This window comes from Daejeonella sp., from assembly GCF_046590655.1.
Taxonomy (GTDB): domain Bacteria; phylum Bacteroidota; class Bacteroidia; order Sphingobacteriales; family Sphingobacteriaceae; genus Daejeonella.
In genome coordinates, this window is record NZ_JBKJUM010000135.1 from 1 (window position 1) to 15,206 (window position 15,206).

Annotated in this window: 11 protein-coding genes, 2 tRNA genes and 1 riboswitch; of the genes, 4 read left to right on the plus strand and 9 right to left on the minus strand. The window is 41.2% G+C overall.

Annotation, left to right across the window (positions count from 1 at the left end):
• The 5 genes from ACLL8Z_RS12630 to ACLL8Z_RS12650 all read right to left on the minus strand — a co-directional run.
• On the minus strand, positions 1-1,805 hold a 1,805-nt coding region (locus tag ACLL8Z_RS12630; protein ID WP_411275143.1), incomplete at its 3' end, for a homocysteine S-methyltransferase family protein.
• A 155-nt stretch (positions 1,806-1,960) separates the two neighbouring features.
• Positions 1,961-2,061: riboswitch (SAM riboswitch) on the minus strand.
• A 273-nt stretch (positions 2,062-2,334) separates the two neighbouring features.
• Complete coding sequence (locus tag ACLL8Z_RS12635; protein ID WP_411275144.1) at positions 2,335-3,072, minus strand: Bax inhibitor-1/YccA family protein; 738 nt, start codon at positions 3,070-3,072, stop codon at positions 2,335-2,337.
• Between the two features lie 32 nt (positions 3,073-3,104).
• Positions 3,105-3,671: a hypothetical protein gene (locus ACLL8Z_RS12640; RefSeq protein ID WP_411275145.1), complete on the minus strand. Its 567-nt coding sequence runs from the start codon at positions 3,669-3,671 to the stop codon at positions 3,105-3,107.
• 38 nt (positions 3,672-3,709) lie between these two features.
• On the minus strand, positions 3,710-4,534 hold the full coding sequence (gene murQ / locus ACLL8Z_RS12645; RefSeq protein ID WP_411275146.1) for an N-acetylmuramic acid 6-phosphate etherase: 825 nt from the start codon (positions 4,532-4,534) through the stop codon (positions 3,710-3,712).
• A gap of 114 nt (positions 4,535-4,648) precedes the next feature.
• Positions 4,649-6,859, minus strand: coding sequence for a TonB-dependent receptor family protein (locus ACLL8Z_RS12650; protein ID WP_411275147.1), 2,211 nt, complete (start codon positions 6,857-6,859; stop codon positions 4,649-4,651).
• Between the two features lie 156 nt (positions 6,860-7,015).
• Here ACLL8Z_RS12650 and ACLL8Z_RS12655 point away from each other — a divergent pair, with 156 nt between their 5' ends.
• A complete protein-coding gene (locus ACLL8Z_RS12655; RefSeq protein ID WP_411275148.1) occupies positions 7,016-8,629 on the plus strand; it encodes a S41 family peptidase in 1,614 nt (537 codons plus the stop codon).
• A gap of 2 nt (positions 8,630-8,631) precedes the next feature.
• On the opposite strand, the gene ACLL8Z_RS12660 is transcribed toward ACLL8Z_RS12655, so the two are convergent.
• From ACLL8Z_RS12660 to era, 3 genes are all read right to left on the minus strand, one after another.
• Positions 8,632-8,835 carry a hypothetical protein gene (locus ACLL8Z_RS12660; protein WP_411275149.1) on the minus strand — a complete coding sequence of 68 codons (204 nt, stop codon included), beginning with the start codon at positions 8,833-8,835 and terminating at the stop codon, positions 8,632-8,634.
• 25 nt (positions 8,836-8,860) lie between these two features.
• Positions 8,861-10,162: a ribosome biogenesis GTPase Der gene (der, locus tag ACLL8Z_RS12665; protein WP_411275150.1), complete on the minus strand. Its 1,302-nt coding sequence runs from the start codon at positions 10,160-10,162 to the stop codon at positions 8,861-8,863.
• 141 nt (positions 10,163-10,303) lie between these two features.
• Positions 10,304-11,182, minus strand: coding sequence for a GTPase Era (gene era, locus ACLL8Z_RS12670; protein WP_411275151.1), 879 nt, complete (start codon positions 11,180-11,182; stop codon positions 10,304-10,306).
• Positions 11,183-11,337: 155 nt separating this feature from the next.
• Here era and ACLL8Z_RS12675 point away from each other — a divergent pair.
• A tRNA-Met gene (locus tag ACLL8Z_RS12675) sits at positions 11,338-11,410 on the plus strand.
• Between the two features lie 72 nt (positions 11,411-11,482).
• A tRNA-Glu gene (locus ACLL8Z_RS12680) sits at positions 11,483-11,554 on the plus strand.
• Between the two features lie 178 nt (positions 11,555-11,732).
• Here ACLL8Z_RS12680 and ACLL8Z_RS12685 read toward each other — a convergent pair.
• Positions 11,733-12,248 (minus strand): winged helix-turn-helix domain-containing protein, encoded by a 516-nt coding sequence (locus ACLL8Z_RS12685; RefSeq protein WP_411275152.1) that lies wholly within the window; start codon positions 12,246-12,248, stop codon positions 11,733-11,735.
• A gap of 128 nt (positions 12,249-12,376) precedes the next feature.
• On the opposite strand from ACLL8Z_RS12685, the gene ACLL8Z_RS12690 reads away from it, so the two are divergent.
• Complete coding sequence (locus tag ACLL8Z_RS12690; protein ID WP_411275153.1) at positions 12,377-15,091, plus strand: cation-translocating P-type ATPase; 2,715 nt, start codon at positions 12,377-12,379, stop codon at positions 15,089-15,091.
• The last annotated feature ends 115 nt before the right edge of the window (positions 15,092-15,206 follow it).

The window sequence follows — 15,206 nt, forward strand, 5'->3', positions numbered from 1 at the left end:
ATCTCTTCATACACTTCGAGCATTCCTGCATTGACTATACCCATATCGAGTCCGGCCTGGATGGCATGGTAAAGGAAAGCAGAGTGCATTGCTTCACGCACGGTATTATTACCCCTGAACGAGAATGAAATATTACTTACACCACCGCTAACTTTTGCAAACGGTAAATTTTGTTTAATCCAGCGCGTTGCTTCAATAAAATCGACAGCGTAATTGTTATGCTCCTCAAGTCCCGTAGCTACCGTAAGAATATTGGGATCGAAAATAATATCCTGAGGAGGGAAATTCACTTCGTTTACAAGGATATCGTAAGATCGTTGACAAATTTCTTTTCTTCTTTCCAGTGAGTCTGCCTGGCCATTTTCATCAAAAGCCATCACAACTACTGCCGCACCATATTGTGCTATTTTCTTCGCTGAATTAATAAACGCTTCTTCGCCCTCTTTCAGGGAAATAGAATTCACAATTCCTTTCCCCTGAAGACACTTTAAACCAGCTTCAATAACCGACCACTTCGAAGAATCGACCATGATAGGCAATTTGCAGATATCAGGCTCAGATGCAATAAGGTTCAGGAATTTAACCATCGATGCCTCTGAATCGATCATCCCTTCATCCATGTTGATGTCGATAATCTGAGCGCCGCCTTCTACTTGCTGGCGGGCAACTGAAAGCGCCTCCTCAAAATCGCCATTCAATATCAGTTTCGAGAATTTCGGTGATCCGGTGATGTTTGTACGCTCACCAATATTTGCGAAATTTGTTTCTGGAGTCATCGTCACTGGTTCCAGTCCGCTCAGCCGAAGATAAGGCTCCGGGACCGGTGGAACCCGCGGTGGAAACTTCGCCGCTTTTTCAGCTATACACTTAATATGTTCCGGCGTTGTACCACAGCATCCTCCAACCACGTTCACAAAACCGCTTGCCATAAAATCTTCAACTAAATGGGCAGTTTCATGAGGGAGCTCATCGTATGCGCCAAACTCATTAGGCAGACCCGCGTTCGGATATGCAGAGATATAACATCCAGCTTTCTGAGAGAGCTCCTCGATATGAGGGCGCATATCTTTAGCACCTAAGGCGCAGTTCAGACCAATACTTAAAAGATTTGCATGGCTCAACGAATTTAAAAACGCCTCGACTGTCTGACCAGATAAAGTTCTTCCACTGGCATCTGTAATGGTGCCGGAAATCATAATCTCTATCTTCCTGCCTATTTCGTTCTCATAATTCTTAGCAGCAAAAAGAGCAGCTTTGGTGATTAATGTATCGGTGATCGTTTCGAACAGAAGTACATCAGCGCCACCTTCAATAAGTCCTTTAACCTGCTCGTAATAAGCAGATACAAGTTCATCGAAAGTAACAGCACGGTAGCCGGGATCATTCACATCCGGCGACATAGAAGCCATTTTGGTAGTTGGCCCCAATGCTCCGGCCACAAAACGTGGTTTATCCGGATTTCTCAGAGTAAACTCATTTGCAATTTCTTTAGCAATGCGGGCACCTTCAAAACTCATTTCGTAAGAGATGTCCTCCATCTGGTAATCAGCCATAGAAATCCGCTGGGTACTGAAGGTGTTAGTTTCAATAATATCTGCGCCTGCCTCGAGATATTCGGCATGAATAGCCTTGATAATGTCAGGACGGGTTATATTCAGCAGATCATTATTACCCCTTACATCACAAGGATGATCTTTAAATCGTTCGCCACGAAAATCCTCTTCAGTTAGCTGATAGCGCTGGATCATAGTACCCATCGCACCATCAATCACAAGTATGCGTTTTTTTAGTTCTTCTCTTATCATATAGAATCAAGTAGCAAGTATCAAGTATCAAGTAGAGGGGTGTCGTAAGTAGGGACGGGTCGTGCCAAATTTAGCGCAGACCATGTCTTGATACTTAATACCTGATACTTAATACTTTTACAGCTTATCTAGAAAAGTCGGTATGCATTGACTTTCACTTATCTGTTCCGCCTGTGGCGGATAGAATGTAGCACCTTGTTAGCACAGGTTGCTAAGACTTCGTCGGGTCTAATCCCTCCGTCTTTCTGAATAAGCAGTGCAAAGGTGGGGGAATTTTGGGTCAATTGCAAATTTAGTTAGAGTTATCAGTTACCAGTTACCCGATGCCAGGCTGGTCTTCTAGCTGGCGAGTTAATATAACGTGTGATGGCAAGGGTTCTAAAGTGCACGGTGATTCGATGCATTCTACAAGAATTCGTTCGCAATTGCTTTTTGCTCGCTAGGTACGTATGCTAGTTCGGTAGCCTGGTAACGGGCAACTTGCTAGTTCGGTAGCCTGGTAACTGGTAACGGGTAACAAAAGTGACAATTATTTCCTACCTCCAAATAAACGCAACAACATTATGAAAAGATTAATAAAATCGAGATACAGCGTCAACGCACCCATAATCACCATTTTATTTGCTGATGCATCGCCGTATTCAATGCCGGCTGCAATTCGTTTTAGACGCTGCATGTCGTAGGCGGTGAGGCCGATGAAGAGAGCGACTCCAATAAAGCTGATGATATAATCAAGCTGGCTGCTGCCTAAGAAGAAGTTCACTACACTTGCAATAATAATTCCGACCAGGGCCATCATAAGGATCGAGCCAAATTTGGTAAGGTCGGTTTCGGTAGTGTATCCGGCTATAGCCATTACGGCGAATAATACAGAGGCGGAGATAAAACATCCCAGAACCGAGGAGGATGTGTAAACTAATAAAATATAACTTAAACTAATACCGGTTACGGCTGAATAAAGCACAAAAATCAGTGCGAGCACAGGAAAGGACAAACGGTTTAAACCGAACGACATCAGGAGGACGAAGGCAAGAGGTGCAAACATCGCAATTGTACCTAAGCCCGTTCTGCTTCCTGTAACCGGGTCAATTAACAAGCTTAATAAGCCTGCATCTGTCGAAAAGAAATATGCAAATCCTGCAGATAGCCCCAAAGCGATAAACATCCAAAGGAAAACATTTGGAAGAAAGTTTCTGGAAGTAATTGTTCCACCACGCTCAACTAATGGGTTTTGATCAAATTCAAAGGTATTTCTGACTTCTGGCATAAAATGTTTTTCTAAATTTAATTAATTTTTATTCAATTGAGCCTTTTTCCTAATTCCAGCTCCACATTTTTGAACAACTGCAATGGCTTAAGGCTCCTCCAGTTCATGTCATCAAGATTTCCCCCGAAGTTAATGTAGTAATCAATGTTATTACGCTTAAATTCGCTGACAACATGTTCCCGGAAATTTATGCCGGCTATCCAACCATCATCTGCATCCTGAAACCACTCTTCATAATAACAATCGTCTGAAGAATGAAAATTAAGCACATTCTCCCCGATAAGGATGAACTTATTTAATCCGTCAATTACCATCAGGTCAAGAATCTCGCGTTTGAGCAGCATAATATCGTTATGAAGCGCGTCATTCCACTCCCCGATAAATTCCAGAACAACATAACCCCTATCGTAATCTGCGTAAAGAACTTTTAAGTAAAGAGTCTGCGAACCAAAGAAGTCCCATTGAGGATGGATGAGGTAATTGTAGATTTGCTTATCGAATTCGAACTCATTATATCTCGTTTCAAAGAAGGGTGAACGGGGGTCCTCAGCAGCAATATAATCATCGCGCCATCTGTAATATGGTTCTATTTCATGCATTGGTTTTCTAGTTCTGAACGACGAACCTATCAATAATTTTATGCCAGATCCACGTTAGTTTTAGAGGCATTGTCAATAGCATTGCGAACGCTGCCATATAGGTCGAGTAACTTTTGCGCCGATTCCTGATCCAGGTTCGTGGATTGCATAACCATATTGACGGCACGACCAACAAGTTTAATATTGGTCATTTGCATGTCAACCATTTTATTCCCTTTCACTTTTCCCAGCCTGATCATCGTTGCCGTACTTATCATATTAAGAATTAGTTTTTGGGCTGTTCCCGATTTCATACGGGTTGACCCGGTGACAAATTCCGGCCCTACCACTACTTCTATCGGGTATTTAGCTTCCGCGGCGATGGCACTATTTTCATTGCAAACTATACATGCAGTTTCCAATCCGTTCTCATTCGCTTTTCGTAACCCGCCGACAACATAAGGCGTAGTGCCTGAAGCAGCTATGCCTACTACCACATCTTTATCATTAATTCCGTAAGTCAAAAGGTCTTTCCATGCCTGCTGCATGTCATCCTCAGCATTTTCTACTGCTTTCCGGATGGCTTTATCTCCACCTGCAATAATACCTATTACCATATCGAAAGGTACACCATAGGTTGGTGGACATTCTGATGCATCAAGAATCCCCAATCTACCGCTCGTTCCGGCGCCGATGTAAAATAAGCGGCCCCCTTTATTGATCTTTTCAACAATTACAGTCACAACTTTTTCAATGGCAGGTATAACTTTCGCAACTAATCCAGGCACTGAGGCGTCCTCTTTATTTATTCCATGCAGTAATTCTGCAACAGACATCTTTTCAAGATCATTATAATTAGAGTCCTCTTCGGTAGTTCTTTTCATAGTTCACAACTAGGCTATAAAAATCAGAAAATTATCCGGAAACCGAAAATATACACGCTAATAAAAATACTATCCTGAATTTTTAAAGCATGATATTGAACGGGTAGTGAGAGATTAAAAATTAATTTCTAAACCTGCTGTGAGCATCCGTGGTAAGCTCACGCGAATGCCTTCAGGCCGTCTGGTTGTAATATAACGCTGATCTGTTAGGTTTTTTACAGCTACATTAAGTACAGCATTTGTTTTAGAGATTTTGTAAAAAGCATTCCCATCTACGACAAAACGGCTGTCCATTTTCCCTGTTCTTCCGTTTGCTGAAGCGGCTTGGGTATTTAATTCATCTGTAAACTGAGCCCCTATATAGTTTCCTGATACCCTAAACCCAAAGCCATTTTGCAGATTTATTCCCAATGCGTTCCATAGCATCACCTTTGCTGAATAAGGGAGCTGATTGTTTTTTATGTTAACCGCTTGTCCTTTTACTGCAATAAAACGATCGTTGTTGTATTTTGAGTTTTGTAAGGTAATATTGGATTCTATCGTGATGGAATTCCTGGAACCTGAAATGGCACCTAGATCTACTCTAAAGGCTGCTTCAATTCCTGTGTGTAGAGTTTGTCCCCCATTTATCACTCCAGTGGCGTTAAGATTTCCGGATGAATTGGAAACAGGGATGATCTGGTTTTGGAAATCCAGGATAAAGCCTGTTACTTCTGCATTTGCAAAATCTCCTAACTGCATACGTGTTCCTAATTCATAATTGGTGCTAAGTTCGGCATCCAGGTTGTAAGGAACGCCATTGGAGGTTATGGCGTCTTTGATTCTAGGAGGAGCAAATCCTTTATGAACTCCTGCAAAGAAATTAACCTTGTCGCTCGGCGCATAGGTAATTCCTCCGCCCGGGATAATAGCAAATGTGTTATCGTTAGCGATAATGCTGGTATCCCTGATCACGTTATTCACGTTATTTATCCGGTATCTTCCACGAAGAATTTGTCGTTCGTAATCGAAGTTTTCCATCCGGATGCCCCCACTTACCGAAAACCTCGGGGTGATATTAAATCTATTTTGAAGATATGTACTGAATGCTGTGCCTGTCCTAATTTCTTTATCACGTATAGTTCCTGTTGCTGAACTTGCATTATTTCCAATAATGAATTGTTCATTCGCTCTTTCGTAGAGTATACGGACACCTGTTTCAAGTTCATTTTCAAAATTGAAAAGCCGATGCTTGATGCTCAATCTAGGCTCCAGACCAGCCACTTCAAATTGACGGTTACGGTTGCCCGTAGAATTAAGCATGTAAACTGCTCCGTTCGATACATTTTGACTACCCCAGATCACCCCGGTTTGATTAGGTGCAGAAGAACTAAAAGAAAAATCCTGACGCTGCCAGTTCCTGCTTGTCGTATATGCGAAAGCAGTTGTTTTTAACGTAATGCCCTCCCTGATCTCAAACTGGTGCGTTGCACTTGCCGAGTAACGTTTAATGGGCAAATTATCGGAAGCAGACATACGAACAAAATCCTGCCCCCCTGTATCAAACATGGTTTGTGTTAAACCCAGATACGTAGCATTCGACTCCTCATCGTAATAGCCAAGTTTGATTCCCAGTGTCGATCTTGAATTGAGACTGATTTTAACTTTTGCCGACAAATCATTCAAATTAAACCGTGTAGGACCTAATGCATCAGCTCTCTTGTGAAGGAAAGAAACGATGAATCCAGTTTTACCGATCGTATTGCCATACGTTCCAAAACCTGAAAAAAACCCATTTCCGGCACCCATAACTTTTAAGTGGCTGGTTTGTCTGGATGGGGGATCTGCAGTAAAAAAGTTTACAATTCCCCCGATTGTTTGCGGACCATGAAGGATCTGTCCGCTGCCTTTTAAAACTTCAATCCCAACCATTTTATCGATTGAAGGAGTGAAATACATTTCAGGTTCCCCATAAGGTCCCAGCGCAATAGGAACGCCATCTTCAAGCATCAGAACACTCCGGCTTCGATCTGGATCCAACCCACGGATACCTATGTTAACCCTCAATCCCGCTCCTTCTTCATCTACGATGTTCAGGCCACTTACTTTACGCATGACTTCGTTCAATGTTATTGGCGAAAAAAGTTTAATTTCCTGTTGGTTCAATACGGTGCCCGATCCCGGCACTTTATTAATCATACCATCTCTTTTGCCAATGATAACCACCTGAGGCATTGCAATTCTTAGGCTATCTGATAATTTTAGTGGCTTTTCTGAGTTGTTATTTTGGGCAAATGCACTAAAAGTTGTTGCCAGACCCATTAAAAGGATAAAAATATGCTTCATGTTAATTAGACTAATTTTAAATAGTCCGCAATATTAACACTAGTTTTTTAAATTTGCAAATTATTAAGAATGATTATAAATAATATTTTTTTCAAAATGCCGGTTACCATGCTGAATACTGCCGAAGTTTAAATAAATTTGAAGTTTAATGTGGACATGAGAGCTTTTACGAGGAGGAATATTATTATATCGGCAGGCTACGCTGTGGTGTTGATAGCAGGCTTGTTCTTAGGACCCAGATTTTCACCTGAAAACAGAAACAGTAAAAACGGCTCATTTTTATCTTTTGGATTAGGTAACCGCTCTGAAAAGGTTGAGCAGGTTATGCAGATCATTAACGATAATTATGTCGATTCGGTCAAAATAGACACTGTCCAGAATATGGCCATCCAGGAAATATTGAAACACCTGGATCCACATTCTGCCTATCTCGGACCTTCAGAAACCCGTTTATTTAGTGAAGACCTCGAAGGTAATTTTGATGGTATTGGTATTGAATATTATGTTTTAAATGATACCTTATTAGTTACGTCGGTAAATATTGGAGGGCCGGCATTTAAAGCCGGGCTGAGGAATGGAGACAAGATTCTGGCTATAAACAGACATCCCGTTTCCGGAATTCGAATCACCGCTAAGAAAATTGTTGAACAGATCAGAGGCAAAAAAGGTACTCCGGTAGAAATTCTGGTAAAGCGCGACACAGTAAAGAGATATTTCAGCGTTTTGCGTGAGCGGATAGTAGTTAGCAGTATTGATGCTGCCTATATGTTAAATGACCGCAGCGGCTATATCAAGATCAGCAAATTTGGTGCAGAAACTGACGAAGATTTCCGGCTTCAGCTTCAAAAATTACAGAAGCTGGGAATGAAAAACCTTGTTCTCGATCTTCGTGACAATGGGGGAGGCTACCTGAGTGCAGCAACGGGCCTGGCCGACGAATTTTTAAAAGATAATGAGCTGATCGTTTATACTGAAGGTTTGCATGAACCGCGTACTGATTATTTTGCAAGCTCAAAGGGAGGTTTTGAACAGGGAAAACTGGTTGTGTTGATTGATGAGAATTCAGCTTCTGCGAGTGAAATTGTCGCAGGTGCAGTTCAAGATCTGGAACGCGGAACCATCATTGGAAGGCGCTCTTTTGGTAAAGGCCTTGTCCAGGAGCAATTTGATTTTGGAGATGGTTCAGCGCTTAACCTGACTATTGCCCGGTATTATACAGCTTCAGGGAGGTCTATCCAGAAATCTTATAAAAAAGGAAATGATGCATATTACGGCGAAGTTAACGAACGCCTTAAGACTGGCGAACTCGCCTCAGACGGTAAAAATCTGGCTGATACACTTTTTGACAAAAAGAAAACTTTTACTACCAAATCGGGTAAGGTGCTTTATGGAGGAGGAGGTATTATGCCCGACATTTATATACCAGTGGATACTAGCGTTTACACAAGTGCTTATCACACCTTGTCAGGGAAAGGGGTAATGAATGATCTGGTATTCAACAGCCTTGTCAAGTCCAATCCCAAATTCAATTCTACAGACGAAATAGTAAAGAACTTTAAGCTTACCGAACAGGATGTTAAAAAAATCATCCAGATAGCTTCTGCAAAGAATATTAATACCACTGAAAAGCAGATTGAATTATCCCGAAAGGAAATAGAAAACAGGGTCAAGGCTTTATTTGCCCGCTACTATTTTGGCGATGAGGGGTATTATAGGGCTTTAAACTCCGGCGACCAGGCTATTGCCCGATCGCTAGAAGTTTTGAAATAATCTTATTGAATAGAATCTACCGTTAGGGTGTCACTGCCAAGTGAATCCACACTTAATGTATCGGCAGCCATAGCAGCGTTTAAGATAGAATCTGCTGCTGCCGCTGCCGCAATTGAATCCTGGGTTTCTTTTTCCTTTTTGTCAACTGTGTTACATGCTGTGATAACAAGGGCAGTTGCAATGAATGTAAAAATTAATTTCTTCATATTTATCTGTATTAAAAGTGAGTATTTATTTCTGTCGGAAGTAGATTTGAATTGGAACCCCCGTAAAATCGAAGTTCTCCCTCAGTTTGTTTTCTATGAAGCGTTTATAAGGCTCCTTGATGTATTGCGGTAAATTACAAAAAAATGCAAACATTGGCGAGGAAGCATTAATTTGAGTCACATACTTGATCTTCACATATTTTCCCTTCACGGCAGGCGGGGGGAAGTTCTCGATTATAGGCAGCATTACATCATTCAGTTTTGACGTAGGTATTTTTTTAAGTTTGTTTTCATAAACCTTTGATGCCGCTTCCAGAGATTTGTAGATCCGTTGTTTTTCAACTACCGAAGTAAATACAATTGGAACATCACTGAATGGTGCAATTTTATCGCGGATAGTATCTTCAAATACGCCAGTTGTCTTGGTATTCTTTTCGATTAAATCCCATTTATTTACAAGTATAACCACTCCTTTTTTATTCTTTTCTGCCAGGTGGAAAATATTGATATCCTGGGATTCTATCCCTTCAACGGCATCAATCATCAGGATGATCACGTCGGCTTCTTCCAGCGCCTTAATTGTACGCATCACCGAATAAAATTCGATATTCTCTTTGACCTTTGTTTTCTTCCTTAAGCCGGCTGTGTCAATCAGCATGAATTCATGCCCATATTGATTATAGTGAATATGAATTGAATCGCGCGTAGTACCGGCAATCGGCGTAACGATATTCCGTTCCTTACCAATCAAAGCATTTATCAAAGACGACTTACCCACGTTCGGGCGGCCAACTATCGCATATTTAGGAAGCTGATTATCATCTTCGGGCTCATCTTCAAAATGTTTGATCACTTCGTCCAGAAGCTCACCAGTTCCTGAACCCGACATTGCCGATAACGAATAGATCTCGCCCAGGCCCAGGCTGTAGAAAATGCTTGCATCGTTTAAACGCTGGTTATTATCCACTTTGTTAACCACTACAAATACGGGTTTTTTACTCCTGCGCAAAAGCTTGGCTATATCATCATCAAGATCGGTTATGCCTGTCACCACATCAACCATAAAGAGGATCACTGTCGCTTCCTCTATGGCAATAACTACCTGCTCACGTATGGCAGCTTCAAATACATCATCAGAGTGTGCTACGTAGCCTCCGGTATCAATTACCGTAAAAAACTTATCAGTCCACTCAGCGGTGCCGTAATGCCTGTCGCGGGTCACCCCGCTAAAATCATCAACTATTGCTTTACGCGTCTCGGTTAAGCGGTTATATAATGTGGACTTTCCAACGTTGGGGCGGCCTACTATTGCTACTATGTTACTCATTGTGATATGATAAAGGAACAAAGAGCAAAGAACAAAGACCTGGAAGTCTAATGCCTTATACCTTAATCCTGTATTTTATTTTTAATAATATTTCAAAATGAATCAAGGCCAATCCTTAATCCTTGCTCTTTGTTCCTTATTCTAATCTTCGTATCCAAACGATTTCAAATAATTCTTCCTATTCCTCCAATCCGGAATTACCTTCACGAACATTTCCAGAAAGACTTTCTTTTGCAGGAATTCTTCCATGTCCTTACGGGCGTATGTGCCTACTTTTTTTAACATTTCTCCAGCTTTACCGATGATGATATTTTTCTGCGAATCACGCTCGACGATAATTTCAGAGCTGATGCGGATGATTTTAGGCTCCTCTTTAAAAGCGGTGATGATTACCTCGGTGCTGTACGGGATTTCCTTTTCGTAAAGCTTAAAAACTTTTTCACGGATGATCTCCGATACGAAGAAGCGCTCATTGCGGTCAGTTAAAGTATCCTTGTCATAATAAGCCGGATGTTCTGGCAAATTATCCATGATGAACTGCATTACGGCGGGTACATTATGGTCGTGCAGTGCTGACACGGCAAACACCGCTTTCGGCTTCAGAGTTTCTTCCCAATACGCTATTTTTCCTTTTACAAGATCCTCGTTTGATTTGTCGATCTTGTTGATAACCACAGCAATAGGAGAAGTAGTTTTAGCTAATTTTTCAAGCACGTCATTCTCATCATATTTTTCATTGATGTCCGTGACAAAAAGGATAATATCTGCGTCGACCAGCGATCCATTAACAAAACTCATCATGGATTCCTGCATTCCATACACCGGCTTGATGATGCCCGGGGTATCAGAAAATACAATCTGGTAATCATCTTCATTCACGATGCCTAAAATCCGATGGCGTGTAGTTTGTGCCTTTGGAGTAACTATGGAGAGTTTTTCACCAACCAAAGCATTCATCAGCGTAGATTTTCCAACGTTTGGTTTTCCAACAAGACTAACAAATCCGGCTTTATGAGACATGTAAAATTTATTTTGAGATTTATTTGGACTGCAAAGAAACGAAATATATCTTTGCAGTCCAATTTAAAAGCAACGCAGAGACGTTCTTTGAGCTTAAAATTGAAGTAAATGTGGCCTTGCCATCGAGCTTATAACTCGTTAAAAAAATACTATAGTGCGGGATGGAGCAGTTGGTAGCTCGTCGGGCTCATAACCCGAAGGTCGTCAGTTCGAGTCTGGCTCCCGCTACCGGAGAAGTATTAAGTTATAAGTAATAAGTTTTTACTTAATACTTACAACCTAAAACTTACAACTCAACAAGGCCCGTTCGTCTAGGGGTGAGGACGCCAGATTTTCATTCTGGAAACAGGGGTTCGATTCCCCTACGGGCTACAAAGTAGCTGTTAAAGGCATTGTAAATTAAGTATTTACGATGCCTTTTTTGTTTAACTGTCAATCTGGCGGTCATTAGACAGCATTATTATAATTGCTTATAATTTCTAAAACTTAAGAGTCGTAAGTATCAAAGAAGGTATCATTTGCAATTGCCTCAAGCTGCAAGAGATTCTTCCTAAGAGCTGATTTCAAGTTTATACCCTTTCCCGTGAATATTAACAAGTTTAACTGTAGAATCACTTTCGAGCTTTTTTCTGAGTTTTGAAATAAACACATCAAGGCTACGGCCGACAATTATGCCCTCATCTTCCCATATTTCTTTTTGCAGCCTGTTTCTGTCTATAATTTTATTAGGAGGGCTTGCAAAAATGTATAATATTTTAGATTCTTTATGAGTGAGTTCAATTTGTTCATTATTATTGATAAGGTATTGCTTATCGTTGTAGAAATAATATTTCCCAATTCGGAGGTATTTATACTCCAGGTTATTGCCGCCTTCACCCGTTATACTTTTCTTTTTGCAGTAAATCTTTACTGCTGAAAATACTATAACCAACGCAAAGAGGCCGATTCCCGTAGTAACATACTTCGTTGGCAAACCTAAATGGCTGGTACCTGGTAATGTCCAGTTTCGCCACATTTTCCGGGCCCTAAAGTGGCGGCTGGCAACTGATTTCGTAAAGCACAACATATTAAATAACACCATCCGGAATTTCAGATGTTCGTTAGGGATACAGGGATGGGATAACTTAAACCCAATTTCACAACCCCATCTTTGTTACCCTGGAATATAATATACCCATTCTAATAAAATAATTCATGAACATTAAATATCCTGTCGAAGATGCCCATACCCTGTCTATCGATGATGTGCTGCAATCTTTTCAAACAGATTCTGACAAAGGCCTTAGCAAATCCGAAGCAGAAAGGCGGTCAAATGAATTTGGGCTAAATGTTTATGAAGCGCAAAAAAACAAAAGTATCTGGCTAATCCTTCTCTGGCAATTCAAAAGTCCCATTGTGTATTTGCTGGTATTTGGTGCTTCGGTTTCATTCTATTTCCAGGATTATATCGAAGCTTTTGCCATTTTGGTGGTAATTTTAGTAAATGCCCTGATAGGGTTTTTAATGGAGCTGCAAGCTCGCAGTTCAATGAATGCTTTACGTGAGATGGATGTGATACTTTCCAAAGTAATTCGCGACGGAAAGATCCAGGATATTCCATCAGAAAATTTAGCTCCCGGAGATGTGATTGTGCTAGAGGCAGGCGATGTAATACCGGGAGATGGCCGCTTACTGGAATCGAATCAATTGCAATGCGACGAATCATCGCTTACCGGGGAGTCGCTCCCTTCGGAGAAGATTACAGAAAAGCTTCCCAAAGATACTTTGCTTGGTGATCAGCACAATATGGTATTTAAAGGAACCTCGGTAATGAATGGGAAAGCGAAAGCTGTGATTACCGGCATTGCAAAAAATACGCAATTGGGAACTATTACATCATTGGTAGAGAGTTCAGTTGAAACTGCTACCCCGCTTGATAAGAAGCTCCATGCTTTAAGCAAGAAACTTATTTGGTTAACATTAACTCTAACGATGTTATTTGCCGTCACGGGAATCATACAAGGCGAAAAGTGGGTGTTGATCATTAAAACCTCCATTGCTCTAGCCGTTGCTGCTTTCCCCGAAGGCTTGCCAATTGTAGCCACAGTGGCACTGGCTTATGGAATGGTTCTTATGGCCCGGCGAAATGCTCTCGTCAAAAAGCTTTCTTCTGTAGAAACGCTGGGGAGTACTAATGTAATTTTGACCGATAAGACGGGTACCTTAACTGAAAACAAAATTTACGTGGAGACTTTTTCTTTCCCTGAAGAGCAATTAAAGGTGACTATCGAAAAAAATACCTTAAAATTTGAAAACGGGAAGATTGAAAAAAGCCCGGAGAATTTTGAGAAACTGAGGCTGGTAGGAGCTTTGTGTAACAATGCCACCGTGGATCCGGAAGATAAAAAAAAGAAGTTGCTGGGCGACCCCATAGAAATAGCTCTAATTCATTTAACCGATGCTTCGGGTGACTCTGCCGATAAGATAAAGAAACAATACAAGCGCCTGGCCGAAATTCCGTTTAGTTCTGAGACTAAAGTTATGGGCACCTTGCATAAAGGTCCCCATGGTCATTTCGCAGCGGCCAAAGGCTCAGTAGAACATTTGCTCGAAAGCTGCAGCAAAATACAAGCTGGAGCATCAATTAAGAAAATGAGCACAAAGGACAGTAAAACCATTCTGGCAGAATCCGAAAAAATGGCTGCTGAGGGGCTTAGGGTTTTGGCATTTGCTTACAGAGAGGGCTCCGGAATTACAAAAGAGAATTTATTGGATGACCTGGTATATGTGGGCATGATCGGTTTTCTGGACCCGCCCCGTCTAGACATTAAAGACACTATTTCTATGTGTCGCAAGGCCGGTATTAAGATTGTGATGATCACTGGCGACCATCCTATGACGGCGCTTAATATAGCTAAAAAGGTAGGTTTGGTTGACCCCGAGGAACAAAACGTAATCACCGGAAAGGATTTGCCATCGATGAAATCGCTTACAGCTAAATGGAAGAAGAAAATTCTTGAAACTGCTGTATTTGCACGTACTACACCCAAACAAAAACTTGACATTGCAGATATATATCAAAAGGCAGGAAACATAGTAGCTATGACGGGTGATGGTGTAAACGATGCTCCTGCCCTGAAGAAAGCTGATGTAGGCATTGCCATGGGATTGAGAGGTACACAAGTAGCTAAAGAAACGGCAAGCATTATATTGAAAGACGATTCGTTTAAGTCTATCGCAGAAGCGATAGCTCACGGCCGAACGATTTTTCAGAACATCCAAAAGTTTGTGATCTATCTTGTTTCATGTAATTTGAGCGAGATATTTATCGTAACCATTTTAGGTTTCATGGCTCCTGCGTCGACGTTGCTTCCACTGCAGATATTGTTCCTGAACATGGTAACCGATGTGTTCCCGGCGTTGGCTTTGGGGGTTGGCAGCGGCGACGAAACTGTAATGGAAAAAGCACCCCGCGACCCTAAGAAGGACATTGTTACGAACAAAAGCTGGATCGCTATTACCTTATATGCATTAGCTATGACTTTGTCAGTGATTTCGGTAGTTATTTATTGCAAGCAAGTTTTCTCCGTCAGCGACCAAGTGGCCAACAACATTGCATTTATCACTTTGGCCTTTGCCCAACTATTTCATGTGTTTAATATGTCGTCAACCCATTCACGATTTCTTGTAAATGATATTACCAGCAACAAGTTTGTTTGGTTAGCCTTAGTAATTTGTTCAGTACTTTTGATGACTGTTTATTTTGTACCTCAATTACGTTTGGCTTTGAATCTTACAGTACTTCCTATTAATTTATGGATTGCATCTCTCGTGGCTAGTTTCATACCGCTTGTGATCGTTCAGCTTTACAAATTTATATCGGGGAAACTGCATCCTAATAAATTGCAGGAATCTAATAAAAGAATTTAAATGGGCTATCAGTTTCCTTTTTCTAACTGTGGGGGGCTCAAATTATTAACACTATTGTGGGTACTCTGTAGCCTCCACTGGCCTTAATTCTATCCTGGCTTATTTCCGTTAACTA